This window comes from Cellulomonas sp. zg-ZUI22 (assembly GCF_017353535.1).
In the GTDB taxonomy this organism is placed as follows: Bacteria; Actinomycetota; Actinomycetes; order Actinomycetales; family Cellulomonadaceae; genus Cellulomonas; species Cellulomonas wangleii.
Genome location: NZ_JAFMUZ010000007.1, coordinates 246,657 through 271,616, shown reverse-complemented (window position 1 = coordinate 271,616; position 24,960 = coordinate 246,657). Strand labels below are relative to the sequence as shown.

The 24,960-nt window shown below is 73.8% G+C and carries 29 protein-coding genes; 9 read left to right on the top strand and 20 right to left on the bottom strand.

Features of this window, described 5'->3' with window-relative positions:
• Window positions 1-82 precede the first annotated feature (82 nt).
• The 7 genes from J1G43_RS16085 to J1G43_RS16055 all read right to left on the bottom strand — a co-directional run bounded on the left by J1G43_RS16085 (window position 83) and on the right by J1G43_RS16055 (window position 3,897).
• Window positions 83-226 (bottom strand): hypothetical protein, encoded by a 144-nt coding sequence (locus J1G43_RS16085; protein ID WP_207340316.1) that lies wholly within the window; start codon window positions 224-226, stop codon window positions 83-85.
• Between the two features lie 642 nt (window positions 227-868).
• Complete coding sequence (locus J1G43_RS16080) at window positions 869-1,114, bottom strand: hypothetical protein (RefSeq protein ID WP_207378826.1); 246 nt, start codon at window positions 1,112-1,114, stop codon at window positions 869-871.
• Between the two features lie 384 nt (window positions 1,115-1,498).
• Window positions 1,499-1,702, bottom strand: a complete 204-nt coding sequence (locus J1G43_RS16075; protein ID WP_207371005.1) for a hypothetical protein — start codon at window positions 1,700-1,702, stop codon at window positions 1,499-1,501.
• Window positions 1,703-1,713: 11 nt separating this feature from the next.
• Complete coding sequence (locus tag J1G43_RS16070; protein WP_207340319.1) at window positions 1,714-2,913, bottom strand: RHS repeat-associated core domain-containing protein; 1,200 nt, start codon at window positions 2,911-2,913, stop codon at window positions 1,714-1,716.
• A 160-nt stretch (window positions 2,914-3,073) separates the two neighbouring features.
• Complete coding sequence (locus J1G43_RS16065; RefSeq protein ID WP_089800253.1) at window positions 3,074-3,340, bottom strand: type II toxin-antitoxin system RelE/ParE family toxin; 267 nt, start codon at window positions 3,338-3,340, stop codon at window positions 3,074-3,076.
• Entirely contained in the window at window positions 3,337-3,609 is a 273-nt protein-coding gene (locus J1G43_RS16060) for a type II toxin-antitoxin system Phd/YefM family antitoxin (protein WP_089801006.1), read from the bottom strand. The genes J1G43_RS16065 and J1G43_RS16060 overlap by 4 nt, the downstream gene beginning before the upstream one ends.
• A gap of 96 nt (window positions 3,610-3,705) precedes the next feature.
• A complete protein-coding gene (locus J1G43_RS16055; protein ID WP_207378825.1) occupies window positions 3,706-3,897 on the bottom strand; it encodes a hypothetical protein in 192 nt (63 codons plus the stop codon).
• Window positions 3,898-4,529: 632 nt separating this feature from the next.
• On the opposite strand from J1G43_RS16055, the gene J1G43_RS16050 reads away from it, so the two are divergent.
• Window positions 4,530-5,081, top strand: a complete 552-nt coding sequence (locus J1G43_RS16050) for a hypothetical protein (RefSeq protein ID WP_249670712.1) — start codon at window positions 4,530-4,532, stop codon at window positions 5,079-5,081.
• Between the two features lie 558 nt (window positions 5,082-5,639).
• A complete protein-coding gene (locus J1G43_RS16045; protein ID WP_207378824.1) occupies window positions 5,640-6,362 on the top strand; it encodes a bifunctional 2-polyprenyl-6-hydroxyphenol methylase/3-demethylubiquinol 3-O-methyltransferase UbiG in 723 nt (240 codons plus the stop codon).
• A 235-nt stretch (window positions 6,363-6,597) separates the two neighbouring features.
• On the opposite strand, the gene J1G43_RS16040 is transcribed toward J1G43_RS16045, so the two are convergent.
• Both J1G43_RS16040 and J1G43_RS16035 read right to left on the bottom strand, forming a co-directional pair.
• Window positions 6,598-7,095 carry a DUF402 domain-containing protein gene (locus J1G43_RS16040; protein WP_207378823.1) on the bottom strand — a complete coding sequence of 166 codons (498 nt, stop codon included), beginning with the start codon at window positions 7,093-7,095 and terminating at the stop codon, window positions 6,598-6,600.
• A gap of 29 nt (window positions 7,096-7,124) precedes the next feature.
• Window positions 7,125-7,892: a lysoplasmalogenase gene (locus J1G43_RS16035; protein WP_207378822.1), complete on the bottom strand. Its 768-nt coding sequence runs from the start codon at window positions 7,890-7,892 to the stop codon at window positions 7,125-7,127.
• A gap of 234 nt (window positions 7,893-8,126) precedes the next feature.
• Here J1G43_RS16035 and J1G43_RS16030 point away from each other — a divergent pair, with 234 nt between their 5' ends.
• Both J1G43_RS16030 and J1G43_RS16025 read left to right on the top strand, forming a co-directional pair.
• Complete coding sequence (locus J1G43_RS16030) at window positions 8,127-8,579, top strand: hypothetical protein (protein ID WP_207378821.1); 453 nt, start codon at window positions 8,127-8,129, stop codon at window positions 8,577-8,579.
• A 158-nt stretch (window positions 8,580-8,737) separates the two neighbouring features.
• Window positions 8,738-10,540 (top strand): hypothetical protein, encoded by a 1,803-nt coding sequence (locus J1G43_RS16025; protein WP_207378820.1) that lies wholly within the window; start codon window positions 8,738-8,740, stop codon window positions 10,538-10,540.
• A gap of 40 nt (window positions 10,541-10,580) precedes the next feature.
• On the opposite strand, the gene J1G43_RS19190 is transcribed toward J1G43_RS16025, so the two are convergent.
• Window positions 10,581-11,066, bottom strand: coding sequence for an EamA family transporter (locus J1G43_RS19190; protein WP_207378819.1), 486 nt, complete (start codon window positions 11,064-11,066; stop codon window positions 10,581-10,583).
• Between J1G43_RS19190 and J1G43_RS16015 the strand changes: the two genes are divergently transcribed.
• The 3 genes from J1G43_RS16015 to J1G43_RS16005 all read left to right on the top strand — a co-directional run bounded on the left by J1G43_RS16015 (window position 11,041) and on the right by J1G43_RS16005 (window position 13,564).
• Window positions 11,041-11,292: a LysR substrate-binding domain-containing protein gene (locus tag J1G43_RS16015; protein ID WP_249670714.1), complete on the top strand. Its 252-nt coding sequence runs from the start codon at window positions 11,041-11,043 to the stop codon at window positions 11,290-11,292. The two genes, J1G43_RS19190 and J1G43_RS16015, sit on opposite strands and share 26 nt — an antisense overlap.
• A 77-nt stretch (window positions 11,293-11,369) precedes the next feature.
• Window positions 11,370-11,918, top strand: a complete 549-nt coding sequence (locus J1G43_RS16010) for a GNAT family N-acetyltransferase (protein WP_207340338.1) — start codon at window positions 11,370-11,372, stop codon at window positions 11,916-11,918.
• Between the two features lie 116 nt (window positions 11,919-12,034).
• Window positions 12,035-13,564, top strand: a complete 1,530-nt coding sequence (locus J1G43_RS16005; RefSeq protein WP_207378818.1) for a PQQ-binding-like beta-propeller repeat protein — start codon at window positions 12,035-12,037, stop codon at window positions 13,562-13,564.
• On the opposite strand, the gene J1G43_RS19185 is transcribed toward J1G43_RS16005, so the two are convergent.
• The 10 genes from J1G43_RS19185 to J1G43_RS15955 all read right to left on the bottom strand — a co-directional run bounded on the left by J1G43_RS19185 (window position 13,548) and on the right by J1G43_RS15955 (window position 23,879).
• Window positions 13,548-13,913, bottom strand: a complete 366-nt coding sequence (locus tag J1G43_RS19185) for a hypothetical protein (RefSeq protein ID WP_249670716.1) — start codon at window positions 13,911-13,913, stop codon at window positions 13,548-13,550. The genes J1G43_RS16005 and J1G43_RS19185 overlap by 17 nt on opposite strands.
• On the bottom strand, window positions 13,886-14,026 hold the full coding sequence (locus J1G43_RS19180) for a hypothetical protein (RefSeq protein WP_242635847.1): 141 nt from the start codon (window positions 14,024-14,026) through the stop codon (window positions 13,886-13,888). The genes J1G43_RS19185 and J1G43_RS19180 overlap by 28 nt, the downstream gene beginning before the upstream one ends.
• Before the next feature lie 163 nt (window positions 14,027-14,189).
• The gene (gene alr, locus J1G43_RS19175) at window positions 14,190-16,445 is read right to left on the bottom strand and encodes an alanine racemase (protein ID WP_307859631.1); all 2,256 of its coding nucleotides are present in this window, start codon (window positions 16,443-16,445) and stop codon (window positions 14,190-14,192) included.
• The gene (locus tag J1G43_RS15985) at window positions 16,442-17,083 is read right to left on the bottom strand and encodes a M15 family metallopeptidase (RefSeq protein WP_207370992.1); all 642 of its coding nucleotides are present in this window, start codon (window positions 17,081-17,083) and stop codon (window positions 16,442-16,444) included. Before J1G43_RS15985 ends, alr begins: the two co-directional genes overlap by 4 nt.
• A gap of 211 nt (window positions 17,084-17,294) precedes the next feature.
• Complete coding sequence (locus J1G43_RS15980) at window positions 17,295-18,866, bottom strand: PQQ-binding-like beta-propeller repeat protein (RefSeq protein WP_207378817.1); 1,572 nt, start codon at window positions 18,864-18,866, stop codon at window positions 17,295-17,297.
• A gap of 97 nt (window positions 18,867-18,963) precedes the next feature.
• Entirely contained in the window at window positions 18,964-19,332 is a 369-nt protein-coding gene (locus tag J1G43_RS15975) for a hypothetical protein (RefSeq protein WP_207340343.1), read from the bottom strand.
• Between the two features lie 218 nt (window positions 19,333-19,550).
• Window positions 19,551-20,390, bottom strand: coding sequence for a carbohydrate ABC transporter permease (locus J1G43_RS15970; RefSeq protein ID WP_207340344.1), 840 nt, complete (start codon window positions 20,388-20,390; stop codon window positions 19,551-19,553).
• Window positions 20,383-21,351, bottom strand: coding sequence for a carbohydrate ABC transporter permease (locus tag J1G43_RS15965; protein WP_207340345.1), 969 nt, complete (start codon window positions 21,349-21,351; stop codon window positions 20,383-20,385). Before J1G43_RS15965 ends, J1G43_RS15970 begins: the two co-directional genes overlap by 8 nt.
• A gap of 29 nt (window positions 21,352-21,380) precedes the next feature.
• The gene (locus J1G43_RS15960; protein ID WP_207340346.1) at window positions 21,381-22,694 is read right to left on the bottom strand and encodes a sugar ABC transporter substrate-binding protein; all 1,314 of its coding nucleotides are present in this window, start codon (window positions 22,692-22,694) and stop codon (window positions 21,381-21,383) included.
• A 165-nt stretch (window positions 22,695-22,859) separates the two neighbouring features.
• A complete protein-coding gene (locus J1G43_RS15955) occupies window positions 22,860-23,879 on the bottom strand; it encodes a LacI family DNA-binding transcriptional regulator (RefSeq protein ID WP_207370988.1) in 1,020 nt (339 codons plus the stop codon).
• Window positions 23,880-23,972: 93 nt separating this feature from the next.
• Here J1G43_RS15955 and J1G43_RS15950 point away from each other — a divergent pair, with 93 nt between their 5' ends.
• Window positions 23,973-24,281, top strand: a complete 309-nt coding sequence (locus J1G43_RS15950; protein ID WP_207370987.1) for a hypothetical protein — start codon at window positions 23,973-23,975, stop codon at window positions 24,279-24,281.
• Window position 24,282: 1 nt separating this feature from the next.
• Window positions 24,283-24,930, top strand: a complete 648-nt coding sequence (locus J1G43_RS15945) for a Pr6Pr family membrane protein (protein WP_207378816.1) — start codon at window positions 24,283-24,285, stop codon at window positions 24,928-24,930.
• Window positions 24,931-24,960: the final 30 nt, after the last annotated feature.

The following is a 24,960-nucleotide window of genomic DNA, read 5'->3' as shown; positions in this document are numbered from 1 at the left end:
CAGGCGACGGTGCCCGGACATGACGGCAGGCCCACCGGCCTGGGGCCGTGGGCTTGTCGAGGGTGCGGGGTTGTCGCCGAGGTCAGGCTGCGGTGGGCGGGCTCAGCGCCGCGGGCGGCTCGTCGTCGTCGAGGGGGATCTCCTCGTACCCGGCGATGGCGCGGTCGCGTGCGAGCAGGATGTCGTCGCTCTGGAACCCGATGCGCTTGGCCCACTTGCGGACCATGCGCAGGTTGAAGTGCACGACCGAGGCGGGGAGGACGAGCGTGGGCTGGTTAGCGGCCGGACGGCAACCTGAGTGGGGCCGCATCGGACCGGCCTCATCGCGGGCGACTGCGGCGTCGGCCTCCTGGGTCTCGACCGTCGCGGTTGCGTCCGACAGGGCGGCGATCGTCTCCTCGAGGTTCGCGACGCTGTCGGGCTACATCAGGACTGCCGTCCGCTTGCCGTTGCGGGCGGCGGTCACACGCTCGTGCATGTCCCGGATGAGCTCGACGAGCTGTTCGAGGTCAGCCCGTGCGCGCCTCAGCGACGTCGTGGGCATAAGCCGAAGCCGGGCTGTGGGGCGCTCGACCGCGGAAGGCCGTGGCAAGGATGCACCTGATCAGCGTCACCGTGCGTCGGCACCCGAAGCGCGGCCATCGGCCGTGGGGGAGCAGCAGTGGAACCGCCGCGGGGGCCGGCACGGTACTCAACGTACGGTGCCGGCCCCCTCGGCGTTGCGCCGGTGAAGGTGGACCTACTTGCGTCCGCTTCCGCCGCGGAGCTTGTTCACCACGAGCACGATGAGAACCGCGACCACGATGGTGCCAACGCCCAGCAGGAGGTTGCCGCTATTGCCAGCAGCGACCATGATCAGTGCCCCTCCTCATGTCAGCGACCCGCCCCACAGGCCGATGCCCGCGTAGGCGCCTTCGTACAGTGTCGATGAGAGCTTGCCGGCTCCCAGCAGGTGTCCTGCCACGCCGGTCCGCATCCCGACGACGCCCATCGCACCGGCGAACAGCGCTCCGCGCTTGTTGCCCCTGGCGAGGTTCGAGCCAACATCGGCCGCGGTGGCTGCCGCGCCGATCCCCAGCCCGACGGCGAGCGGAGCTCCCACTCCGGTCGCCACCAGTCCTACCCCTGTCAGCAGGACCGAGGCCGGTGCGGTCGAGCCAGATGCGTACCGCTAGCGGTACGCATCTGCCAGACGGCCCACGAGGGCACATCCGGTGCCGCGGTTGTCACGCCCAGCGATACATCCGCAGCACCGCGAGCGGTCCTGGACCACGTCGACCCCGCCCCGGTCTGCCCTGGGCGGGGCCGACGTGGTCCTTGCCTACCGGACCATCGGCCGTGTGCTGCTGCTCCGGCGCCGCGGGGCACCGAGCTCCGCGGTTGCTGCGGACGGCCCGGCGAGGGCCGTCAGCGCTGCCCTCGGTCCCGGTGGCGCCGCGAGACCACTCTGACCACCACGACCGCCGCGACCACGACGATCACGCCCACGACGTCCACTTCAGCGCCTACCCCACGACGTCAGCAGCTTGTACACGACCCCGATGCAGGTCGCCGTGCCGACGATCGAACCGAACAGCACCCGGGCATCCGAGGCATGCCCGTTGAAGGCGGCGTACAGCAGGCCTGCGGTGGCCAGAGGCACCAGGACGTACAGAACAACCGCTGTCGCCCCGCGGGGCCGGTCGTCAGTCTGGTTCGACATCCCACTCCGTCCTACCTGCGCCGCTTGGCTGCGAGCTGCTCGAAACCGAATCCAGCTGCGGCCCCGAGGGTCGCGCACCCACCTGCCGCGAGAAGCCCGGCACCTCCGGTCGCGGCCGCGGTGAGGCCCGCGCAGACACCGCCGACGACGCCCCCGATGGCCCAGGACGCCACACCTACCGAGCCGTTGTAGGTGTCACCTCGAGCGTAGGCCCTGACCGTCTGGAACGCCTGGACCGAGTCGTACGCGCCACTGAGCGCGTCAACGCCCTTGGTGAACCACCCCCACCTGATCTTCGTCCCGGTCGGGTCGGTGAAGTTCGCCGGGTTGCCGGCCGCGTACGCGTACGGGTTGGGCTCCTGGCCGGTCGGGTCGTACTGCGTGAACCGGCCCAGACCCGGGTCGTAGTAGCGCGCGCCGAGCCGGTACAGGTTGGCCGCCGCATCCCACAGGCCGCTCGCGAAGCGCAACGGGTTGTCCCTGATCACGGGGTTGTCGGTCGCCGCGCGCAGCTCTCCGTACGGGGAGTAGGAGTACCCGCCGGTGAACCCGCCGGCGGCGTCGAACACCCCGATGACCGAGTCCGTCGCATCCTGGACGTAGTACAGGCGTTTGCTGCCCTGCTTCGCCGCCAGGACGTTGCCGCGGGTGTCGCGGGTGAACACGTGCGTTGTGGACCCCGACGTCTGGGACACCAGCCCGATGGACGCGCTGGTCCAGGACGCGGCGGGGTTCGCCCGGGAGACCGTCTCGGCGTTGCCCTGGTCGAACCCGTCGTACGTGGCCGTGCCGATCGACGTGACAGCCATCCGGGAGTCGTAGGTCGCGCGCTGCCCGGTGATGCCGTTCGTCAGCTGGTTGCCCACCGCGTCGTACTGCCACGCGGTGGTGTCCGCGCTGGATGACGTCAGACGGTGCGTGGTGTCGTACGCGTACGTCGTGGTCCCCGCGGGCAGCCCGGTGTTGGCCGATCGGGTCTGCGACGTGCGGTTGCCGGCCTTGTCGTACCCATACCCCCACGCCGCGTTCGTGGTCGAGCCCGTGCGTTCGGTGGCGTTGGTGAGCCGACCGAGCGAGTCGTAGGAGTACGACGTGACCGCGCCGGCCGGGACGCCGACCTCCTTGGTCGAGGTGCGGGTCTGGACCGCGAGGCGGTCCGCGGACGGCCCGGACGCGCCGGCCTTGGTGAAGGAGTACCCGACCTCCGCCACGACGGCACCGGCCGCGTTCGTGGCACGGATGAGGGTGGGCCGCCCGGACCGGGGGTCGCTCAGGTCGAGGCGGGGCGCAGCAGCCCGCAGGGGCCCGCTCCGACCACCCCCCCCGAAGTCCATGTGGCTCGGCAATGGCGCTGCGCCCGCTGCTGGGCGGCTACGTGCGGTAGGCGTCGCGGCGATGAGCGATCGTCAGCACGGTCACGGTGACCACACGCGCGTTGATCGTGTAGATGACGCGGTACTCACCACGTCGTGCCGACCACTTGCCCTCGAGCTCGTTCCGTAGGGGCTTGCCGACGCGGAACGGCGCCTCCGCCAGCGGACCAGAGAGGAACTCGATCACCGCCGCGGCCACCGCCGGAGGCAACCCGCCGGCCAGGGCGCGCCGCGCCGGAGGAGCGAGCTGGACCTCGTACCTCACGCGTTCGCAGCGCGGGCCCGCAAGACGTCTGCCAGCGGGGTGACGTCACCGCGGGCGACTGCGGCGTCAGCCTCTCGGACCTCGGCCATGACTGCGGCGTCCGACAGGACGGCGATCGTCTCCTCAAGGGACGCGAGGTCGTCGGGCGACATCAGGACCGCCGCCGGCTCGCCGTTGCGCGTGATGGTCACGCGCTCGTGCGTGTCGTGGACGGAGTCGACGAAGCGAGACAGGTGTGCCTTCACGTTCGCCAACGATGTCGTCGTCATGACCCGAATCATAGTCATGAGGGTTCCGAGTGGGAAGGGGGCAGGGAGGCGCCGGTCGAAGGCGCCCGGCCGAACCGACCCCTCCGAGCGAACCCCCTACGCGGGATCGGCCAGCAGCGCTGGAAGGGTCCCGAGCGCGTCGCGGGCACTCGGTCCGGTGCCGCGCAGCCGCGCGTACGCCGTTGCTGTCGCGGTGCCCTGGTCGCCGAGCCACGTGTCGTTGGCGGCCAGCAGGTGAGCGGTGTCGATGGTGGTGTGCGAGCGTCCCAGCGGACCGCTGGCCGACATCGCGTGAACCTCGTCCGTGCCCGAGGGCACCATGACGATCGCGAACGGCCCCACGTGAACCAGCGGCGCGCGGCGCATGTCGTCTCGCGGGTCGGCGGCCAGCTCGTCGAGCTCGGCCAGGCAGCGGGTGGCGCGCTCGGGGTCCCATTCGTGAAGCAGGCGCGCACCAGGGGACGCCCGGCCAGCACGCTGTGGGTGCGCGCACCCTCAGCTCGTCGAGGGGCGAGCACCTCGAGCAACTGACGCGCGATGGGCCCGGCGAGCCGGTCCGGTCCGCCCAGTGCTGCGTCGAGGTAGGACGTCAGTGGCTGACCGGGGTCCGGCGCCGGGACGCACCGCACGGCGCCGCCGACGTGCACCGCCAGTGCGCCGTCGAACGTGGTGTGCATGAACCGGTCCCGCAGCGGATCGTCGTCCGGGGCCTGGCCGTCGTTGGCGGTGGCGACTGCGTCGCGCAAAGCCCGGTCGGCAGCGGCGCGATCGGGGCAATCCACCGACGACTACGCCCGGTACGTCGACATTTTGACGGCATGGGGAGCACCGCACGGGCTGAGCGCGTCCGAGGTCGAGGAGCGCATCTTCGGACTCATCCCGCCACGACGACGCCGGACGCCGCGTCCTCGCACACCGCAGTGACCACGCGGCTCGACGACAGGGGCGACATGGTTGAGATCCGCGAGCGGACGCTCCAGGGTTTGCGCGACGCGGGCCTGGCGGGGTTCGCGCCATTTGCTCGGCTGCCCGATGCGCACGTGCCGACACACCCTGGTGTGTATGTCGTCGTTCGGGACTCGTCGGAGCCCGCCGTGTTCCTCGAGTCGAGCGTGGCGGGGTGGTTCAAGGCCAAGAACCCGTCGGTCGAGCTCAACCGCCTGACTGACGCGTGGGTGGCGAGCGCGATCGTGCTCTACATCGGCAAGGCCGGCGGCGGGTCGAAGGGGGCGCGAGGGTTGCGGAAGCGGCTCGACGAGTACCGACGCCATGGCGTGGGGCAACCCGTCGGGCACTGGGGCGGTCGCTACATCTGGCAGCTAGCCGATGCCGACGATCTGCTGGTCGCGTGGTTGCCCACCCCGCAGACGGATCCGGAGGACGTCGAAGCCGCACTGCTGACTCAGTTCGCGGCGCACTACGGACGCCGCCCCTTCGCGAACCGCAAGATGGGCCGTGCGACGCGTCCGTGATCGCGTCCGATCCAGCTCGCGGCAGCGTCCACGCGGGATCGCGCGTTCTTGCAGTTCAGCGCGTTGCGGTGTGAGCGTTGAGACCGAAGTCGTGTGACTGCATGTCCCCGCGGGCTCCCGCACGCGCAGGTCAAGGCAGTTGTGTCACCATCCCGCCGCTGGGTCCCGACGAAAGTCGTGGCCTTGGAGTGACAGAACCCCTCGCGGGGGCCCGGAAGGGCGTCCCGCGGGGGGTTTCGTCGTTGCTGGGGTGTTCGATTCGGCCGTTCGCGCCTTGCCGACGGCAGCGTGCGCGGACTTCCTCGTGCGTGACCCGCTGCCCCGGGAGTGCGGTACACGGTGGTGGGGTGCCAGGAACGGACTACCTGCCGTCGACCCCGGCCGGGATGGCACAGCTCGGACGTGTCTGCCACATGTCTGGCGGGCCACGACGCCAGAGTGGGGCCGCGACCAAGGCATCCAGGCCCAGGCCCGCGGCCGAGCACGAGGCGGCGGTCTACGCGCACGCGACGCTCGAATCACCTCGGCTCGAGGCCGAGGGACCCCTAGCGTCAGCCCGTGCCTGACTACGACGCCCGGCTGGTGGAGCTCTACGACATCGACAACCCGGACGGACCTGACCATCACTACGTGCGGACACTCGCCGACGAGATCGGCGCGCAGTCGATCGTGGACGTGGGATGCGGGACCGGACTCCTGACCGTCAGCCTCGTCCGCCCAGGTCGACGAGTCGTCGGCGTCGATCCGTCGACCACCATGCTCACCTACGCCGCACGCCGCGCCGGCGGGGACGTTGTGACCTGGGCACTGGGCGATTCTCAGGCCATCGCGGGCGGGCCCTTCGATCTCGCGGTCATGTCGGGGAACGTCGCCCAGCACATCCCGGACCCTGCATGGGAGCGCACGCTGTCGGACATCCGCAGCGCCTTGCGGGACGGGGGCGCGCTCGTCTTCGAGAGTCGCAACCCGCGTGTCCGGGCGTGGACGACCTGGGCCGGTGCCGAGCCGACGACCCGGTCGACCGACCACGGGCCACTGCGCGAGTGGATGGAGGTCGACGAGTTCCAGCCCGGCCGCGTGCTGCTGACCGCGTACAACCAGTTCGCGGACACCGGCGAGCTCGTCATCGAGAAGGTGACGCTCGAGTTCCGCGAACGCGAGCAGATCGAGCGGCAGCTCGCCAGCGCAGGGTTCGAGGTCACGCACGTCTGGGGCGACTGGTCGCGCACGCCCTTCACGGACGACTCGCCGCTCATGGTCGTCGAGGCGCGCCGCAGCTGACGCGTGCCCCGCACAGGTTCGCCGTGGTCGGTGGAGATGCTACGAAGATCCACCACGCCGTCGACGGGCGGGGCCGGGCCCTGGCCGTGCTCGTCGGGCCGGGCCAGGGCGGTGACGCCCCCATGTGCCTGGCGAGGACTCGCACCCCGCGACGACAAGCTCGCGACCACCTACCGCGGCGGTGCTGTCCTCGCAGCAGTCCTGACCTGGCTCCGCACACCAGGGGAGACACGTCCTAGGAGCGGAGCGCCCGCAGCCACGCCCTCGACGCTCGCCCGAAGGGCTCCGCCTCCGCCTGCACGAGAGGCAGCAGCGCTCGTGCGACCTCGGTGGCCCTCGCCACCTGGGTGTCGGTGAGGTGCCCGGACAGGGCCAGCTCGTCGAACTCGTCCTGGTCGACGATGCAGGCGCGGCCGTCGGCCGTGCGCACCAGGTCCAGCTCCAGGTCGACGAAGGACCACACGCTTGCGTCGAGCGTCGGTGGTGTGCAGATGTCGATGGTGAGGTCGGTCGTGTCGGTGAACCAGAAGGCGGGCAGCCACCATGTGCCCTCCGTGACCAGCCAGACGGCATCGTGCTCCTGGGACTCGTGGCGGCCGTCGGGCTGACGGACCGGGTTCCCGCGCCGCGCACCCAGCCATGTGCCGTGCTGGTCCTGGCCGAGGTGCTCGACCGGCCAGCTGAACCGCTCCGCGCAGGTCCCGTCGACCAGGGACACCTTCTGCTTCGACATCCTCAGGACGTGGCCATGCTGGTGGCCCGTCACTGGTTCGACAGCCCGGCCCGGCGGTCTCCACCGGTTCGGCGAGGCGCCAGCTCGTCCTGCGGGACGTCCGGCGCCGCCTGCTGCTCCGGCGCACGACGCTCGACAGCGTCGCGGCGCAGCACCGCCGCGGCGAGCAGGCCCTGCCCCACGGTGTACGTCAGCATCACCCAGAACCCCTGACCCGCCAGGTCCCACGACGGGACGAACGCCTCGAGCGCGATGAGCGCGTCGCTCAGCAGGAAGATCGCCCCGCCCAGCGCTGCGAGGCGTCCCAGCCCGGTCGCCAGCACGGCCATGGCCGTGAGCATCCCGCCGTAGACGCACACCGGCACGAGCAGGCTGCCCGCGTGCGGTGCGCACAGGGCCACCAGCGTCCCGAGCGCCGCGACGTACGGCAGCAGCAGGAGCCGACGCCGGTGCACGACGGACCTGCGCACGAAGGGCGCGAACGCGACGACGTACGCCACCTGGGCCAGCAGGAAGAACCCGACCATCACCAGGAAGGACATGTCGTCGTCGACCAGCGACGGCACGAGGTCGCCGAGCCACGAGAACCCCAGCGCGACGAGCACCCAGGTCACCAGCCGGCTGCGCGGCCTGCGCGTGGCGGTCAGGACGACCGCGGCGAGCGCGGGCATCAGGGTCCACTGGCTCACGGTCGACAGGTCCTGCGCGCCCGTCGCCTCGGCGGTGAGGTGGACGAGCAGGAGCACGACGGCGACTGCGGCCCAGGTGCGTGCGGCTGTGGACAGCGTGCGTCCCACGACGACCTCCTCGCCGCCGAGGTGAGTCCCGGCGGCCGACAGTGCGGGACCCCGTCGTCCCGGAGCGCCGATGCTAGCGGCGCGAACCGCCCGCAGATGCTGCGCTGCCGCCCTGGTCGTCACCGTGTTCGTCCTGGTCAACCCGGCCCGCCTGCCTCCGATGTCACTTTCTCGGCTCTCCGTGGCACAGGGGAGGGGTCGCTCCGCTGCGGCTCCCGGATCGAAGGAGGAGCCATGAAGAACCCCACGGACGCGCTCGAGGCCGTCGCCGACGCCGCCGCAGTCCTCACCTACGCCGTTAGCGTCCTGCCACCGTCGGCCACGATCGGGATGCTCGCCGGGCAGCTGGACCGCCTGTCGCGGGCCGTCGCCCGGGCGCAGGTCATCGCGACCGTCGACCCCGCGGCGATGCTCGACGAGCCCGTGCCCGGCTGCTTCGCACCCGAGGACGCCACCGAGCACGCGGACGACCTCGCGACCCTCGAGGCGATCGCGGCCATGCCGACGGTTCCCGTCATGGTCGCGGTCCGCGTCCGGTCCCTCGACGACGACTCGATCGAGGACGCGCTGCGGGTGTGGCTCAACGGACAGCACTTCGTGGCCGCGCCCGCCGGCGAGCGGTACGAGATCGACGGCAACCGACTCGCCAGCGCCATCGCCGAGCGATTCCTGCCGGTGGAGCTGTGATCCTGGGCTCGGCGGCGCGCGGACGGGCCACGACCCGGCCTGTGGCGGCTCCCTCCCTCCCGCCCTAGCGTGAGGACCGAGCGTGGCCGAACCTCCGAGGGGGCACCGTGGGGGGCACTGGGAGCACCGAGGCGCGTACGCGCCCCAAGGGCAGCCCGATGCTGATCGTGCTGATGATCATCGTGGTCCTGCCGTCGGTCCTGCTGGCCGATGCCTGGGGCGCGGGTGCGGCCGGGATCATCGGCGGGCTGACGGGCATGTTCGCGCTGGTGGCGCTGATCGGGGGTCCGCTGCGGGCGGACCTGCGCGTCGCTGCGGTGATGGGACCGCTGCTCGTCGTCGCGGCGGCGGTGCCGCGCCTGGTGGCGGAGACGTCGCGCCCGTGGGCGATGGTGCTGGTCGTGCTGCTCACCGCGGTGGCGGCGCTGCTCCCGCTGGTCGGGCCGCGCTTCGGCACGGCGGGCCTGGGCCTGGGGATGACGACGATGTTCGGCTACGGCTACGCGCCGGAGGGCGGGGCCGACCACCGGCAGGTGATCGCGGCGGCCGTCGCGGGCGTCGTCGTGGCCGTCGTGCTGCGCGTCCTCATGGGGATCTCCGACCCGTCGAAGCCGACGCGGGAGCAGGTCGCGGCGGTGCTCGTCGCCGACGACCCGACCACGGCCACCGCGACCGCGTTCGGCACCTGGCTGACCGACGGCCGGCAGCGGTGGCTCGCGCAGGCGCTCGAGGGTGCGTCGAGCTACCGGCTGGCCCTGCGGACCGCCGAGTTGGCCGACGGTGCCGGCCCGGGTGACGTCCCTGCGCTGCAGGACCGGGCCCAGGGGCTGGCCGCGCGGCTGCGGGCCAAGCCGGGACGCGACAGGCACGCGACGACGTCCGCGTCACGGACGCCGTCACCGACGCCGCCGGCGGCAGCGGGCCCGTCGTCCGCGCCAGGCTTCGTCGAGGTCCCCGACGCCCCGGGCGCCGCGCTCGACGTCGTCGAGCAGGCCCTGCTGACGCGCGACACCAGCGCCGTCCGGCTCGAGCGCGACCGACGCCAGCAGCTGCAGGACGCCGTGCTGCACCCCTCCGCCCGCCTGCGGTCCGTGCAGGTGCGGCACGCGCTGCGCACCGCGCTCGCGGTGCTGATCATGCTGCTGATCACCTCGCGCCTGCAGCGCGGCGACCCGCTGGTCTCCACCGCGCTGCTCGCGACCTTCGGCATCATGCAGGCCACCTGGAGCGACACCGCGGTCAAGACGCGGAACAAGGTCGTCGGGGTGGTCGCCGGTGCGCTCACGGTCGCGGTGGTGCTGCTGGTCGTGCCGGAGCGGTTCCTGGTCCTCGTCGCCGCCGTCTGCCTGTGCCTGGGGCTCTGGTACATCGTCACGCTGCCGGCGCTGGGCAACGCGTTCATGGTGGTCGTCAGCGTCGGCTTCAACGCCGTGAGCCGGGACCTGGACCCGGTCACGCTGCTGACGCAGTACGTCGGGCTCATCGCGGCCGCGGTGCTGCTCGGCGTGGTCCTCGGGTTCGTCGTCGTCCCGGGCTTCCGGCCGCCACCGCTGCGTGAACGCGTCCGGACCGCCGCGCAGGCCACGGCGACGGCGCTGCAGGCGTCCAGTGGCCCGGGGTCGCACCAGCCGGACCAGATCGCCCTGCTCCGCGACGCCGTGCGCCTGCAGGACGACCTGGTGCCGGACCGCGACCGGCTCGACGACAGGCAGCTCGCCGAGCTGGACGCGCTGCGCAACGGGCTGCGCGACCTGACCGTGCTGGCCCAGGCGGTGCCGCTGGCCCCCGCGGAGCTCGACCACGTCGTGCAGACGCTGGACCCCGGGCGGGCCGGGTCGGACCTGCAGGACGGTGCTGCCGCCGAGGCGTCCGGTGCCGGGTCGTCGACGCTGTGGGACCTGGCCCAGCAGGCCGGGGAGTCGGAGCGGTACCTGCTGCGGACGCTCCCCGCCGGGGCCTGAGCCGGTCCGCTCCGTCCCGCCCGGTCAGCGCCGACGTGCCTCAGGCGCGCGACGCCGGGCTCGGGTCGAGCGGTCGCGCCGAGGGCGTCGCGGGGACCTCGACGACGTCGCCGCCCGCCGGCCCGCGCCGACGCGTGCTGCCCAGCAGCACGCCCGCGACGACCAGCGCACCGCACGCCGGCTCCGTCGGTGACGTGCGCTCGCGCAGCAGCAGCCACGAGGCGCCGGTGCCGACCACGGGGACGAGCATCGAGAACGGCGCGACCGTGCTGGACGGGTGCCGGCCCATCAACGTGGTCCACAGCCCGGACCCGACGAGCGTCGCGACGACGACCGTGAACGCGAGCCCGCCGAGCGCGAGGAGCCCCTGCGTGCTGCCGAGCCCGTCGAACGACCCGGCGATCCGCGCGGGCCCCTCGACGACGAGCGACAGTGCCAGCAGCGGAAGCGGGTTCCCGGTGGCGGAGGTGCTCGCGGCGGTCGGTGCACGGTCGGGTGCGGTGCCGCGGATCGTGCACCGGGTCAACGACTTCCACGTGGTCGAGGCGCTCGTCGAGGCCGGTCACGGGGTGTCGCTGCTGCCCCGGTACGCGTTCGGCGGCGGCGCGCGGGTGCGCCTCGTCCCGCTCGCCGGGGTGCGGGCGGGTCGCCGGATCGACGCACTGGTGCGGCGGGACCGCGCCGAGCGGCTCGTGGTCCGCCGCGTCCTCGACGAGCTGCGCGCGCTCGCCGCCGACCTCGGGTCCGGCTGATCGACCGGCGGCCTCGTGCGTCGCGCCGCGGGCAATGTCGTCGCAGGTCAGCGGATCGGAACCCTAGGGTGGCCGCCATGACGGTCTCCTTCCACCGCCTCGACCCCGTGGGCGCCGATCGCACCGCTCTCGTGGACTTCATGACGCGGAACGTCTTCCCGTTCCACGTCCGGCCCCGCCTGACGGCGCAGGACGTCGAGGAGCAGGTCGCCGACGGCGCCTACCGCGACGAGGACAACGACACGTACTGGGTGGAGCACACCGACCTCGGCCGGATCGGGGTGCTGCGCCTGGAGGACCTCACGGAGTCGGCGCCGCTGTTCGACCTGCGCCTGGACGGGCCGGTGCGCGGCCGGGGCCTCGGGGTCGAGGTCCTGCGTGCGGCCACCGACCACGTGTTCGGCACGATGCCGGACGTGCACCGCTTCGAGGGGCAGACGCGCGAGGACAACATCGCGATGCGCAAGACCTTCCTGCGGTGCGGCTGGCTCAAGGAGGCGCACTACCGGGAGGGCTGGCCGGTCGAGGGTGCCGCGCCCGTCGCCTCCGTGGCCTACGCGGTCCTGCGGCGCGACTGGCAGAGCGGGACCACGACGACGTTCGTCTGGGAGGACCTCACGGTCTGACCCGGCCGGCAGCGCCGCCGCCCTCCCGGGCACCACGCTCGCGCGGCCGTCGCCCGGTCTCGTGACTGTGCACCCGAACGGGCCCGGCCGGCCGGCCCGGCCGCTAGCCTCCGACGATGGCGCGCCGCGGTCACCTGCACGAGGTCGAGGTGGTCGACGACGTCGATCCCGGTGGTGCGACCCCCGACCCCTCGCCCCCCGGCGGTGCGGCGGCCGGCGACGGGGATCCCGCGGCGGGGTCCGGTCGACGACGCGTCGCGCTGCTCGTCGGCGCCGGGCTCGTCGTGGCCCTGGTCGTGGCCGGCGTCGTGGGGCAGGTGGTGGTGGACCGGCGCGAGCGCGCCCTGATCGCCGCCGTGGCCGCGCTGCCGTACAGCGTCAACCTGCTGACGCGGCCACCCGAGCCGGCGTGGGAGACGACCACGCGGTACCGGCTGCAGATCGCGGACGTGCGCACGCCGGACGGCCTGCTGGTCTCGGTACCGGCCGCCACCCAGGGGCCGGTGGCGGTGACGGCCGTGGACGCCGCCACGGGGAGCGAGGTGTGGCGGACGGAGGTCCTCGACGGCTCGACGCACGTCGACCCCCGGACCGGCGCGCGGGCGTTGTCGTTCCCCGGCCGGTGCGAGCAGGCCGGCAGCCGCGCGGACCTCGTGACGTGCTGGGTGGACGACGGCGTCGAGGTGCTCACCGCCGACGGGTCGGCCGAGATCCCGCCGACGGTGACGCGTGTGCTCACGCTCGACGCACGCGACGGCTCGGTCGTCACCGACGTCACCGGGGCGCTGGGTGCGGGGGTCATGGACGCATCGTTCGCCGCGGTCGCGGACGTCGTCGTCGTCGCGCTCCCGACCGAGGGCGGGGCCGACGTCGTCGCGGTGGGACCGGACGGTGCGGAACGGTGGCGGACCACGGTCGCCCTGCCCGAGGGCGCGGACGAGCAGTGGTTCTCCGTGCGGACCGTCGGTGACCTCGTCTCGGTCAGCTCGCCGACCGCTCTGCGCCTCCTCGACGCGCACGGGCGCACGGTGCGCTCCTGGGGGCGGGACGCCGACTCGCCGTACATCGCCGCCGAGCTCGTCGCCGGCCGCGTCCACGTCGTCGCGTACCCGCAGGAAGGGTCCGACGCCACGGACCCGGACGACGACGTGCGCACCACGGTGCTGCTCCCCGAGGGCGACGTCGAGCTGGCCGGCTATCCCCTGGTCGCGCTCGACGACGGCAGCGTGCCGGGCCTGCTCCTGACGATGCGCGAGGACGGGGTCACCGCCTGGGACGTCGCGGGTGAGGAGCTGTGGACCCGCGACGGGTGGGTGGCGGGGAACGCCGTCCTCATCGGCGGCCGTCTCCACCTCGCCGGCGAGTCCGCCGTGGTGACGCTCGACGCGCGCACCGGCGAGGTGATGTGGGAGTCGACGGCGATGAAGGGCACGATCGTGCCCGACGGCCGGCACCTGCTCGGGCTCGCGCGTGCGCCGAGCACGGCCGGGGAGCCCCAGCTGGTGGCCCTGGACCCCGCGGACGGCACCGAGATGTGGCGGTCCCCCCTGCCTGAGGGCACCGAGGACGTGACGGTCTCCGGACGCATGCTCGTCGCGATCGACTCGACCGTCGGCGACGACCTGACCCTCACCGTCCTGCGCTGACGCCCGCCGCGACCCGGGGGCGTCGGCCCGCCCGCTGCACGGGCCGCTCCACCAGCCACCAGCTCACGGCGGCCGCGAGCAGCGTCGCGGGCACGGCGACCAGGCCGGTGGCGTCGTCGAGCGTCGGGCGCAGCCACAGCGTCAGCGGGTAGCTCCACAGGTAGGCGGCGTACGACACGGTGCCGAGCGCGACCAGCGGGCGCCACACCGGCCGCAGGGTGACGTGCCGGCGGCCGGCCTGCACCAGCACGACGGTCGCGACGGCGACCGCGGGCCCGGCGAGCAGGTAGGTCGCGGCGTGGCCGCGCAGGTCGACGACGCTCAGCCCGGCGAGCAGCGCGACGGCCACGGCCACCGCCGCCGGGCCCGTCGCGGCGCGGGGCCACCGGCCTGCTGGTAGATCGCCGGGCTGACACCCACGAGGCCGACGTACGGCACGTTGGCCGTGTACGTCAGCGACACCGCGACGCTCCGCGCGAGCGTGTCGACGTCGCCCAGCGGGTCGAGCGTCAGGGTGACGACGCCGACGACCCTGCACCCGGGAACACGTCGGGTCAGGCGTGCCGCAGCATCACCAGCGCGATGGCGGCGCCGCGCAGGGCGTCCCACGCGCCGACGCGTGCCGTCACGGAGTGCCCGCGGCGTGCCGCACCCGGGCCTGTGCGACGAGCTCGGCGACCAGCTCCGCGTACGGCAGGCCCGCCGCCGCGAACATCCGCGGCACCTGCGAGTGCGGCGTCATGCCGGGCATCGTGTTGACCTCGTTCATCAGCGGCCCGTCGGACGTGAGGAAGAAGTCGGCGCGCGCGACCCCCTCGCACCCCAGCGCGTCGACGACCGCCAGCGCGGCGGCGGCCAGGCGGTCCGCGTCGGCCGGGTCCAGCTCGGCCGGCACGACGAACCGTGCGCTGCCGTCGTACTTGGTCGCCGTGTCGAAGACGGCTCCGGCGTGGCCGATCTCCAACGGCGGCGACGTGACGGTGGTGCCGTCGGCGCGGCGCAGCACGGCGACGTCGATCTCGCGGCCCGTCACGAGCCCCTCGACCAGCACCCGGTCGTCCAGCTCCAGCGCAGCGGCGACCGCCGCTGCGAGCTCGCCGACGGTGTCGACACGGCGCACCCCGTGGCTGGACCCGTTCGCCACCGGCTTGACCACGGCCGGCAGACGCGGCTCGCGGCAGGCCTCGGCGGCGCTGCGCACGACGTGCCCGTCGGCCACGGCGACGCCCACCGCGGCGGCGACCAGCTTGGTGACCCACTTGTCCATCCCGACGGCCCCGGCCCGCACCCCGGACCCGACGCAGGCGACGCCTGCGAGGTCGGCCAGCGCGGCCAGGGTGCCGTCCTCGCCGTGCGGGCCGTGGACCGCGGGCAGCAGGACGTCGCACGTCGCGATCAGGGCGACCGCCTCCGGGAACGTCAGCGCGACGCCGTCGGTCGACCACGTGCCGTCGCGGGCGATGGTCAGGGCGACGACGTCATGCGTGGGGGCGAGGGCGTCATGCGTGGGGGCGAGGGCGTCGCGGACGGCCGCGGCGCTCGCGAGCGACACGTCGTGCTCGGCGTTGGCGCCGCCGCCCACGACCGCGACGCGGCACCCCGGTGTCGGCGGGGTGGGCAGGGGCCGGTGCTGCAGGGGGGAGGAGGTCACGGGTGCTCCAGGTGGGAAGGGGGGACGTGTGGGGGTGAGGTGGGCGTCGGCGGGTGCGGAGCGGCGTACGAGCCGCCGCCCCAGCCCGGTCAGCAGCTCGTGCGGGAGCGTGCCCGCCCAGCCCGCCCACTCGGCGAGCGTGGGGGCGGGGTCGCAGGTGGTGACGCCGCCGGTCACGACGTCGTCGCCGGTGCCGATGACCGTCACGACGTCGCCCAGCCGCACGGGCAGGTCGCCCACGTCCACGACGACCTGGTCCATCGACACGCGCCCGACGAGCGGGCGACGCCGGCCGTGCACCAGGACCTCGGCGCGACCGGACGCCGCCACAGGCAGGCCGTCGGCGTAACCGAGCGGCAGCAGCGCGAGCCGTGTCGGGGCGGCCGTGCGGTGGGTGTGGTCGTAGCCCACGCCGACCCCGGCACCGACGTCGCGGACCTGCACCACCGGTGCCGTCACCTGGGCGGCCCCGCGCAGCACCGGGTACCGGCCCGTCGGGTCGATGCCGACCAGGCCCGCCCCGACGCGTGAGAGGTCGAACGCCGTGCCGGGCAGGCCCAGCACGGCGGCCGTCGCGCCCAGGTGCCGCAGCCGCGGCCGCAGCCCGGCCGCGCGCGCCTGCCGCACGCCGCGCACGAACCGGGCCCTGGCCGCCGCGTTGCCGACCGGGTCGAGGCTCGCCGCGCAGGGCAGGTGCCCCATGACGCCGACGACCCGCACCGTCCCGTCGAGCTCCGCACGACGGGCCGCAGCGCACAGCCCGGGCCACAGCTCCGGCGAGCATCCGTCGCGGGCCGCACCGCAGTCGAGGTACAGGTGGACGCGCACGACCCGCCCCAGCCGCCGTGCCGCCGACACCGCGGCCCGCAGGTGCGTGACACCCGGCACGGCCACGTCGACGCCGTGCAGCGCGGCGTCGGACAGGTCGTCGCCGGGGGCCGTCAGCCAGGCCAGCAGCGGCGCCGTCAGGCCTGCGAGGCGCAGCTCGGCGGCCTCGGCGAGCGTCGCCACGCCGAGCGCGGACGCCCCGTGCCCGAGCGCCGTGCGCGCGACGTCCTCGGCGCCCAGCCCGAACCCGTCGGCCTTCACGACGGCCATCAGCCGCCGCGCGGACCCGGCCAGGACGCGGGTGTTGTGCGCGACCGCGTCGAGCCGCACCGTGAGCACCGGGTGGGTCCGGGCCACGGCGGCGTCCGGGTCGGCGTCCGGCGGGCAGAGGGTCGCGCTCACGCCGCCACCGGCCCGTGCAGGGCGGCCGGGCTGCCCGTCAGCAGCGCCCAGTAGCGGTCGCCGAAGCTCCAGTGCCACCACTCCGTCGGGTAGTTCACGAACCCGGCGGCGCGCATCGCGTCCGACAGCGCCGTGCGCAGCGCCCGAGCGGCCGGTGGGACGGGCGCGTCGGTGAAGCAGCGGCCGGCGCTCTCCTCCGGGGTGGCGTCGAGCGGGCACCCCAGGTCGAGCTCCGTGCCCGCGTCGTCGACGAGGGTGACGTCGACGGCCGCGCCGGCGACGTGCGGCGCCACGTCCACCGGTGCCACGTACCGGCTGGTGAGGCGGTCCACCTCGGCGTCGGACGCGGCGGGGTGGTCCGCGCGCACGCGGGCGCGGTACCCGGCGACGATCGCGGCCTGCTCGGCCGGGTTGCGCCACCCCTGCGCCAGGGCCAGGTGCAGGCCCGGCGGCAGTGCGGCCCGGGCGAGCACGAGGCGCCGGGCGACCGGTGCCCGGACGCGTGCGCCGAGCGGGTCGGCAGTGGCGTGCAGGCGGGGCAGCCGGGCGTCGACGAGGGGATCGCCGCTCTCGAGGACCGGGACGGCTGCCACACGGGGGTCGTGCAGCAGGACGACGTCGTCACAGGTCAGGGGCATATCAGTGACGCTATGCGGGACGCCGCGCCCGCCGATTCCCCCTGCGGGCTCGACGTGCGGCCCACCACGGGGGCACACGGTCGTGGGTCCCGTCCGTCCGTGGGTGGGAAGGCGTCGGACCCGTCCCAACCCCGGGATGACGTGCCGGTCGTACGGACGAGCAGGGCGGGGTCGCCGCACCGTGCGGGGCGCGCGTCGGCTGCCGGACCGATCACCCCAGTGCGGTGACGACCACCTGGTCCATGAGTCCGTCCTGCTCCCACCGTTGGCCCAGGAGGACGCCGCCCACCGGCCACAGGCTGTCGACGTCGACCGGCGTGGGTGCGCGCCACACCTCCGAGCCGTCCTTGCGGTCGAGCGCGACGAGGCGGGTTCCGCCGTCCTCGCCCAGCGTCGGCCCGGCGGTGACGACCAGGACGTTGCCGTCGGTCATCAGGGGGGTGTCCGACCGCAGGGCTGTCATCCGCCACACCTCGGCACCCGTGCCCGCGTCGAGCGTCAGCAGCCCGGTGCCGTCCGCGAGGTGGACGAGGCCGTCCAGGGCGACGGCCTCGCGCGGCAGCCGGACGTCGGCGGTCCACAACGGTGCGTCATCGCTGTCCCAGGCGTGCAGGCCGTCGGCGTCCCACGTGAGCGCCGTGAACGGCGCGGTGCCGTCGTCGACGCCCAGCCACACCCACTCCCCGGGCCGGGTGACGGCGCCGTCCGGACGGATGAACGTCGACGACGCGGGGGCCTGCGGCGGGCCGCCCGGAGGCGCGTACGCGCCGCCGGTCCCCAGGACGACCGTGCCGTCGGTGGAGTCCGTGGCCCAGGCGTCCGCGGCGCGGGGCGTGCGGCGGACCGTCCCGCCCGTCGCGCCGAGGAGGTGCACGGCATCGGGGGTGACGAGGGCGGCGTGGTCGCCGGCCCCGATCAGCTGCAGCTGCTCGGGCGACCCTCCGGGCTCGGGCTCCGCGGGCGGCGGGGCGGGCACGGTGGTGCGCCACGCGACGGACCCGTCGCGTCGGACGGCCCGGACCTGGGCACCGTCGGACGTGCGGCCCGCCAGCAGCACCAGGTCGCCGAGGGTGGTGGACGACTCCGCGACCGGCGCCGCAGCGGCCTCGTCCGTGAGGTCGGTGACGACCGTGCCGTCCCGTGCGTCGAGCAGGACCAGGCGGGAGACGGTCGCGGCGATCTTGCGCATCGTCCCGTCCTCCTCGACCCAGACGGCGTTCTCGGCGGTGCACAGCATCACGTCCGACGTGCGGTTGTCGGGGGCGCCGGGCCAGCAGTACGCGGAGCCGCGCATGACCGGGACCACCCCCGCCGGCAGCTCCATGCCGTCGGCCACGGTGAGCAGGTCGACCTCCCACGCCGTCCTGCCCGTCGCCAGGTCGACCGCCCGCGCGACGACCCGGCCGTCCGGGTGTTCCACGGCCCCGGCCGCGTGGCCGGCGGAGGTCACCACCTGGAACGGGATGTCCTCGTCGCTGGTCCACAGGACCTGCGGCGGCCCGTCGAGCGGTGCGAGGACGCCCCGGAGCGCGGCGACGGCCGCGAGCCGGTCCCGCTCGCGGGCGGTGACGACGCCCTGCCCGATGACGCCGACGAGCACGAGGACCGCGAGCAGACCCGCCCCGAGCGTGGTGGCCCTGCGCCGGCGCGCGCGTGCGGCGTCGGCGCCGGACGGGGCGCCGTCCCCGGGTGCGTCACCGTCCGGCGGGTCGGCCGACGCACCGTCGTCCGGCCCGTCCTCCTCGACGAGGTCGACCTCCTGCTTCGGGCCACGGCGTCCCATCGGCGCAGGGTAACCGGACACACGTCGCGGACGGGCCGATCTCATCCCATCTCACCCGCGGCACCCGACGGCGTCGCCACGTCGGGCGCCGTGCCCCTCACGCCGGGTCCGACCGGGTGGCCCGTAGGGGGCGCCCGGTCGACGCCACGAGCCACGCCGGTGCGGCGCTGACGACCGCGCCGACCACCCACCACGCGACGTCGTCCGCGACAGCCCCGGTGAGCGCGACGAGGGTGGCCGTCACGGCCGCGAGAGGCGCCAGGGCGAACCACCACCGGCCCGGTGCCCGCTCACGGGAGACGCCCACGACGAGGCCGAGCGCGAACACCGGGAGCAGCGTCAGCAGGGGCGGGACCGGCCACGACGTCAGGTTCGCCAGCACCACCGCGGCCTGGACCGCGGCGAGCGACCTCACGCCGAGGCGCCACCGCGCGGTCTCCTGCTCGTCGACCCGGATCTCGGTCACCGCCGGTCCCCCCTCGTCCCTGCCCGGCCCACGGTTCGGCGGACCGCGCACCTGGAGGGATCCTGACATACCGGACCGCGCTGCGGGGCTGCGCTGCGGGGCTGCACTGCGGGCCTGCACTGCGGGGCTGCACTGCAGGGTTGCTCAGCGGGGTTGCCGCAGGCCGGTCCCCTCCGCCGGTCCGCGACGTGGTGGTCAGGTGCGCGCACCCCCGCCGCTCACTTCACCGCCCCCGCCGTCAGCCCCGCCACGAACTGCCGCTGCAGCAGCAGGAACCCGATGACCACCGGGATCGAGACCACGAGCGACGCCGCCATGATCTCGTTCCAGTAGACGTTGGTCTGCGTCGAGTACTGCCGGATCCCGACGGCGAGCGTGCGGTTCGCCTCCGTCGTCATGACCGACGCGAAGAGCACCTCTCCCCATGCCGTCATGAACGCGTAGATCGCCACCGCGATCACGCCGGGTCGTGCCGCCGGCAGCACGACCCGGAACAGCGCGCCGATGGGGGAGCAGCCGTCCACCCGAGCGGCCTCGTCGAGCTCCTGCGGGATGTTGTCGAGGTACCCCGACAGCATCCAGATGGAGAACGGCAGCGAGAACGTCAGGTACGTGATGATCAGCCCGATGCGGGTGCCGACGAACTGGAAGCCCGTCTGCTGCTCGATGTTGACGAAGATGATGAACAGCGGCAGCAGGAACAGCACCCCGGGGAACATCTGCGTCGACAGCACCGTGGTGGTGAACGCCGTCCGACCGCGGAACCGGTACCGGGACACCGCGTAGGACGCGAAGATCGCGATCGCCAGGCTCGCCAGCGTCGCGGCGCTCGACACGATCAGGCTGTTCACGAAGTACCGGGCCAGCGGCACCGTGGTCCACATGTCGACGAACGGCTGGAACGTCCACGTGGTGGGCCACCACGAGAACGCCCCGCGCACGTCCTGCAGCGGCTTGAGCGACGACGTGATCATGACGTAGAGCGGCAGGGCCGTGACCGCCGCGAGCACGACGACCACGACCGTGCGGAAGGTCTTGAACGCCCGGGTCTCATGCACGGCGCGACCTCCGGTTCAGGGTGATCAGGTAGATGCCGGTGACGAGCAGCAGGAACAGCAGCAGCAGCACCGACATCGCCGCACCGGCGCCGAAGTTCCACGTGAGGAACGAGGCGTTGTAGATGTGGAACGAGATGAGGTCGCCCGCGGGTGGTTGCGACGTGCCGAACAGCACGTACGGGGTGTTGAAGTCGTTGAACACCCACAGGAACATCACGAGCACCAGCACCAGGTTCACCGGGCGCAGCATCGGCAGCGTGATGGACCACCAGGACCGGAACGCGTGCGCCCCGTCCATCGCCGCGGCCTCGTACAGGTCGTCGGGGACGGACTGCAGGCCGGCGGTGAGCATGAGGAACGCGAACGGCCACAGCCGCCACGTCGCGACGATGACGATCGACGCGAACGCGTGCCCGCCGATGAGCCAGAACGGCCGCTCGTCCAGCACCCCCAGGTCCTCGACGAGCAGCTGGTTGATGACCCCGGTGTCCCGCTGGAGCATGAAGTTCCACGTGACGATGCCCGCGTACACGGGCAGCGCGTACGGCACGAGGAACAGCGTGCGGAACGCCGCGCGACCCCGGAACGGCCGCTGCAGCGCCACGGCGGCGGCCATGCCCAGCACCCACGCCGTGCCCACCACGAGCACGGTGTACGCGCAGGTGATCGCGAAGGAGCTGAGCAGCGCGCGGCCCACCGCACCGTCGAAGTCCAGGGCGACCTGGTAGTTGCGCAGCCCCACGAACGGGGCCGACGTCCAGTCGCGGATGAAGAACCGCGTGAGCTGCGTGAAGCTGATCCAGATGCCCGTGAGCATGGGCACCAGGTGGATGACCACCTCGAGCAGCACCGCCGGTACCAGCAGCGCGTACGGCAGCCACCACCCGCTCCTGCGGCGGCGACGCCCGGGCACGGTGCGCGCTGCGGGCACCGGCGGGGCGGTGGACGTGGTCGTGGCCACGGCGTCCTCCTCGGCGCGGTCCGCGACGGTCAGCCGACCGACGCCTGGACCTGGTCCTGGGCCGTCTGCATGGCCTCGCGCACGTCGTCCTCGGTGACCGTGCCACCGGTCGCGATCGTGGCGAACATGCGGTTCATCGCCTGCCCGACGGTCGTCTCGAACTGGTCCTCCGCCGGCACCAGCGGCAGCGGGGCGGACCGCTCGTTGTAGATCTGCGTGAACGTCTCGGCCAGCTCGGGGTCGTCGGTGAAGGCGGCCTTCGCGTCCTTCAGCACGGGCAGCGAGGAGAAGGGCTTGCCGAGGGTCGTCTGCACGTCCTCGCTGGTCATGTACTCGACGAGCTGCAGGGCCTCGTCGGGGTGCTCGGTGTTGCCGAAGATCGAGATGTTGATGCCGGCGACGTGGCTGGCCACGTCGCTCTCGGAGTCCGCCGGTGCGGGGAAGGGCACCACGCCGTACGCGTCGGCCGCCATGCCGTTGGACTCGATCGTCGCGTTGGCGTTGTTCTGGTTGAGGATCATCGCCGCCTTGCCGGTGGCGAAGTCGGCCACGGCGAGCGACGCGTTGTCGTACTGCGCGTTGGCCGGGTTGACCACGTCCTCGGCCTGCATGAGGTCGAGGTAGCGCACGATGCCGTCGACGACGCCGTCCTCGGTGAACGTCGGGTTGCCGTCGGCGTCGAACAGCTCGGCGCCGTTCTGCGTGGCGTTGATGAACGCGAAGTGGTTGTTCTCGGTGTAGCTGCCCGCCGCCAGCGCCATGCCGTGGACCCCGGTCGCCGGGTCGGTGAGCGCCTGGGCGGCCGAGACCATCTCCTCCCACGTCGTCGGGGGCTGCAGGCCGGCCTCCTCGAACATCGCCTTGTTGTAGTAGAGCCCGTAGGCCAGCCCGTACAGCGGCACGGACGTGGGGTCGGTGTCCGGGGCGCCGCCGGTCTCCAGCGCGGTCTCGACGAACTTGTCCGCGCCGCCGATCGCGTCCATCGCGGCGTCGTCGAGCGGCAGGAACGCGCCCGTGGCCTGCAGCGACACGGCCCACGTGTTGCCGATGTTGACGACGTCGGGCGCCTGGCCGGACGTGACGGCCGTCTGGATCCGCGTCTGCAGGTCGCTCCAGCCGATGACCTCCAGGTCCACGCCGATCCCCGTGTCCTGCGTGAACTGCTCGAGCACGGGCGTGAGGACCTCCTTGTCGTTGTCCAGGCTCGTGCCCTGGTTGCTGGCCCAGTAGGTGAGGGTGACGTCGCCGTCACCGGAGGCGGAGTCGTCACCACCTCCCCCGCCGGAGCAGGCCGCGAGGAGCAGGACGGGGACGGACGCTGCGGCGAGGTGGCGAAGCTTCACGGGGACTCCCTTGTCGAGTGCCGGGGTACTGCCTAACCGGTTCAGTTCGCGGGGACAACGTATCCACCGTTAGGCCGAACGGGAACCCCTCGTGACGGATTCGTGACAGGAGTCAGCGGCCGCGTCCACTCGCCGGGGTCTCGGCGCTGCGGTGCGCGGGACCGGTCAGGCGGGGGCGGGTCCCGTGCTCGCGCGCACCCGCAGCTCGCTCGGGCGCGGGCCGGTGTCCTCGTCGGGGGTGCCGGCGATCACCGCGAGCAGCGCCTGCGCGCAGCGGCGGCCGAAGTCCCGCGGGTGGCGGTCCAGCGCCGTGATCGGCGGCGCCCCGATCTCGCACAGCAGCGAGTCGTCCCAGCTCACCACCGACATCCGGCCGGGCACGTCCACGCCCGCGCGCGCCGCGGCCCGGACCACGCCCAGCGCCATGACGTCGTTGGACGCGACCCAGGCGGTCGGCCCGGGCCCGTGCTGCAGGCGCTCGGTCGTCAGCCGCTCCGCCGTCCCCATCGTGTAGTCGCCCTCGACCGTCTCGACGACGATGCCCGTGCGGTCCGCGGCCGCGCGCACCAGCTGGTCACGGCGCTGCTCGTGCAGCAGCCCCGACGGGCCCGCCAGGTGGACGATCCGGCGGTGGCCCAGGTCGCGCAGGTGCTCGACGACCCGGTCCGCGTCACCGTGCTCGTCGGGCACGACGGCGGGCAACGCGGCCCCCGGCTCCGCGGCGCCGTTGAGCACCGCCGGCAGGCCCAGGTGCCGGACCAGGGGGATGCGCGGGTCGTCGCGACGCTGGTCGAACAGCATGACGCCGTCGACCCGCCGCTCACCCGCCCACCGCTCGTACACGGCCAGGTCACGGCCGGGCTCCGTGCCGACCATGCGCAGCAGCAGCCCGTACTCGGCCTCGATGAGCGCCGACTCGATGCCCGACAGGACGAGCATGTAGTACGGCTCGGTGCCCAGCAGGTCGGGGTCCCGGGACAGCACGAGCCCGACGACGCCGGTCCGCGCGCCCGACAGGGTCCGCGCCGACGAGCTGGGGTACCACTGCAGCTCACGGGCCAGCGCCAGCACCCGCGCCCGCGTCTCCGCGCTCACGCCGGGCCGCCCGTTGAGCGCGTACGACACCGACGCCTTGGACAGTCCCAGGCGCTGCGCGAGATCGCCGATGGTCACGCGCTCGGCCATGGGGCGATGCTACCGGGGGCCGAGCAGCGGCCCGGGCGTGGTCCCCGGGCTCGGCCCCTCGCCGTGGCGCCCGGCCCGCGGCAGACTCCTCGCATGACGCAGCGGACCACTCCGGCGCGGCTGGCCCGCGCGTTCGCCGCCGGCGCGCTCGCGGCCAACGCCGTCCCGCACGGCGTCGCCGGGTTGTCGGGCCGGCGGTTCACGTCGCCGTTCGCGCGGCCGCCGGGGCGGGGCGACTCCCCGGCGCCCGTCAACGTGGCGTGGAGCGCCGTCAACGCGGGAGGCGCCGCACTCCTCGCCCGAGGCGCGCTGGTGGACGGCCGCGGTGCGGCGGCGTTCGGCGGGGGAGCCGTCGCGGCCGGGCTGCTGCTGTCGTGGTACTTCGAGCGGGTGCGGGGCTGAGGTGCGCGAAACCGGGCGCGGGACGACGTCCCGCTCCGTCGCGAGCGTCCGCGTCGTCGTCGGGTCGGCGGTGCTCGTGGTGCTCGCCCTGTCGTACGCCGAGCAGCGGGGGGCCGGACGCGGGGACCTCGTCGACTTCCTCGGGTACTTCACCAACCTGACGAGCCTGTCGACGGGGGTGCTCCTGGTCGTGACGGGCGTCCTCGCGCTCACCGGCCGGCGCGTCCCGGGGTGGCTGACCGTCGCGCGGGCCGTGGCGACGGCGTGCCTGCTCGTCGTCGCGCTGGTGTCCAACGTGCTCGCGACGGGTGCGGGTGGGGCGCCGCCGTGGGTGACCGCCGTCCTGCACGTCGTGTTCCCGTGCCTCGTCGTGCTCGACTGGCTCGTCGTCGCCGACCGCCCGTCGTTGCCGTGGCGCCGGCTGTGGCTCGTGCTGCCGTACCCCGTGCTGTGGCTGGGCGTCGTGCTGACCCGCGGCCGCACGGACGGCTGGGTGCCGTACGGGTTCCTGCTGCCCGAGCGCGGGCTCGGCTCGCTCGTGCTGCACGTCGCAGGGCTGCTGATCGGCCTGCTCGGTGCCGGGGCGCTGGTGTGGGCGGTCAGCGGGACGCGAGGGCTGTGGCCGCGGCGTCCGCCCGCGACGACCTGACGGGGCTCTCACGGCTCGGGCGCTTCACGC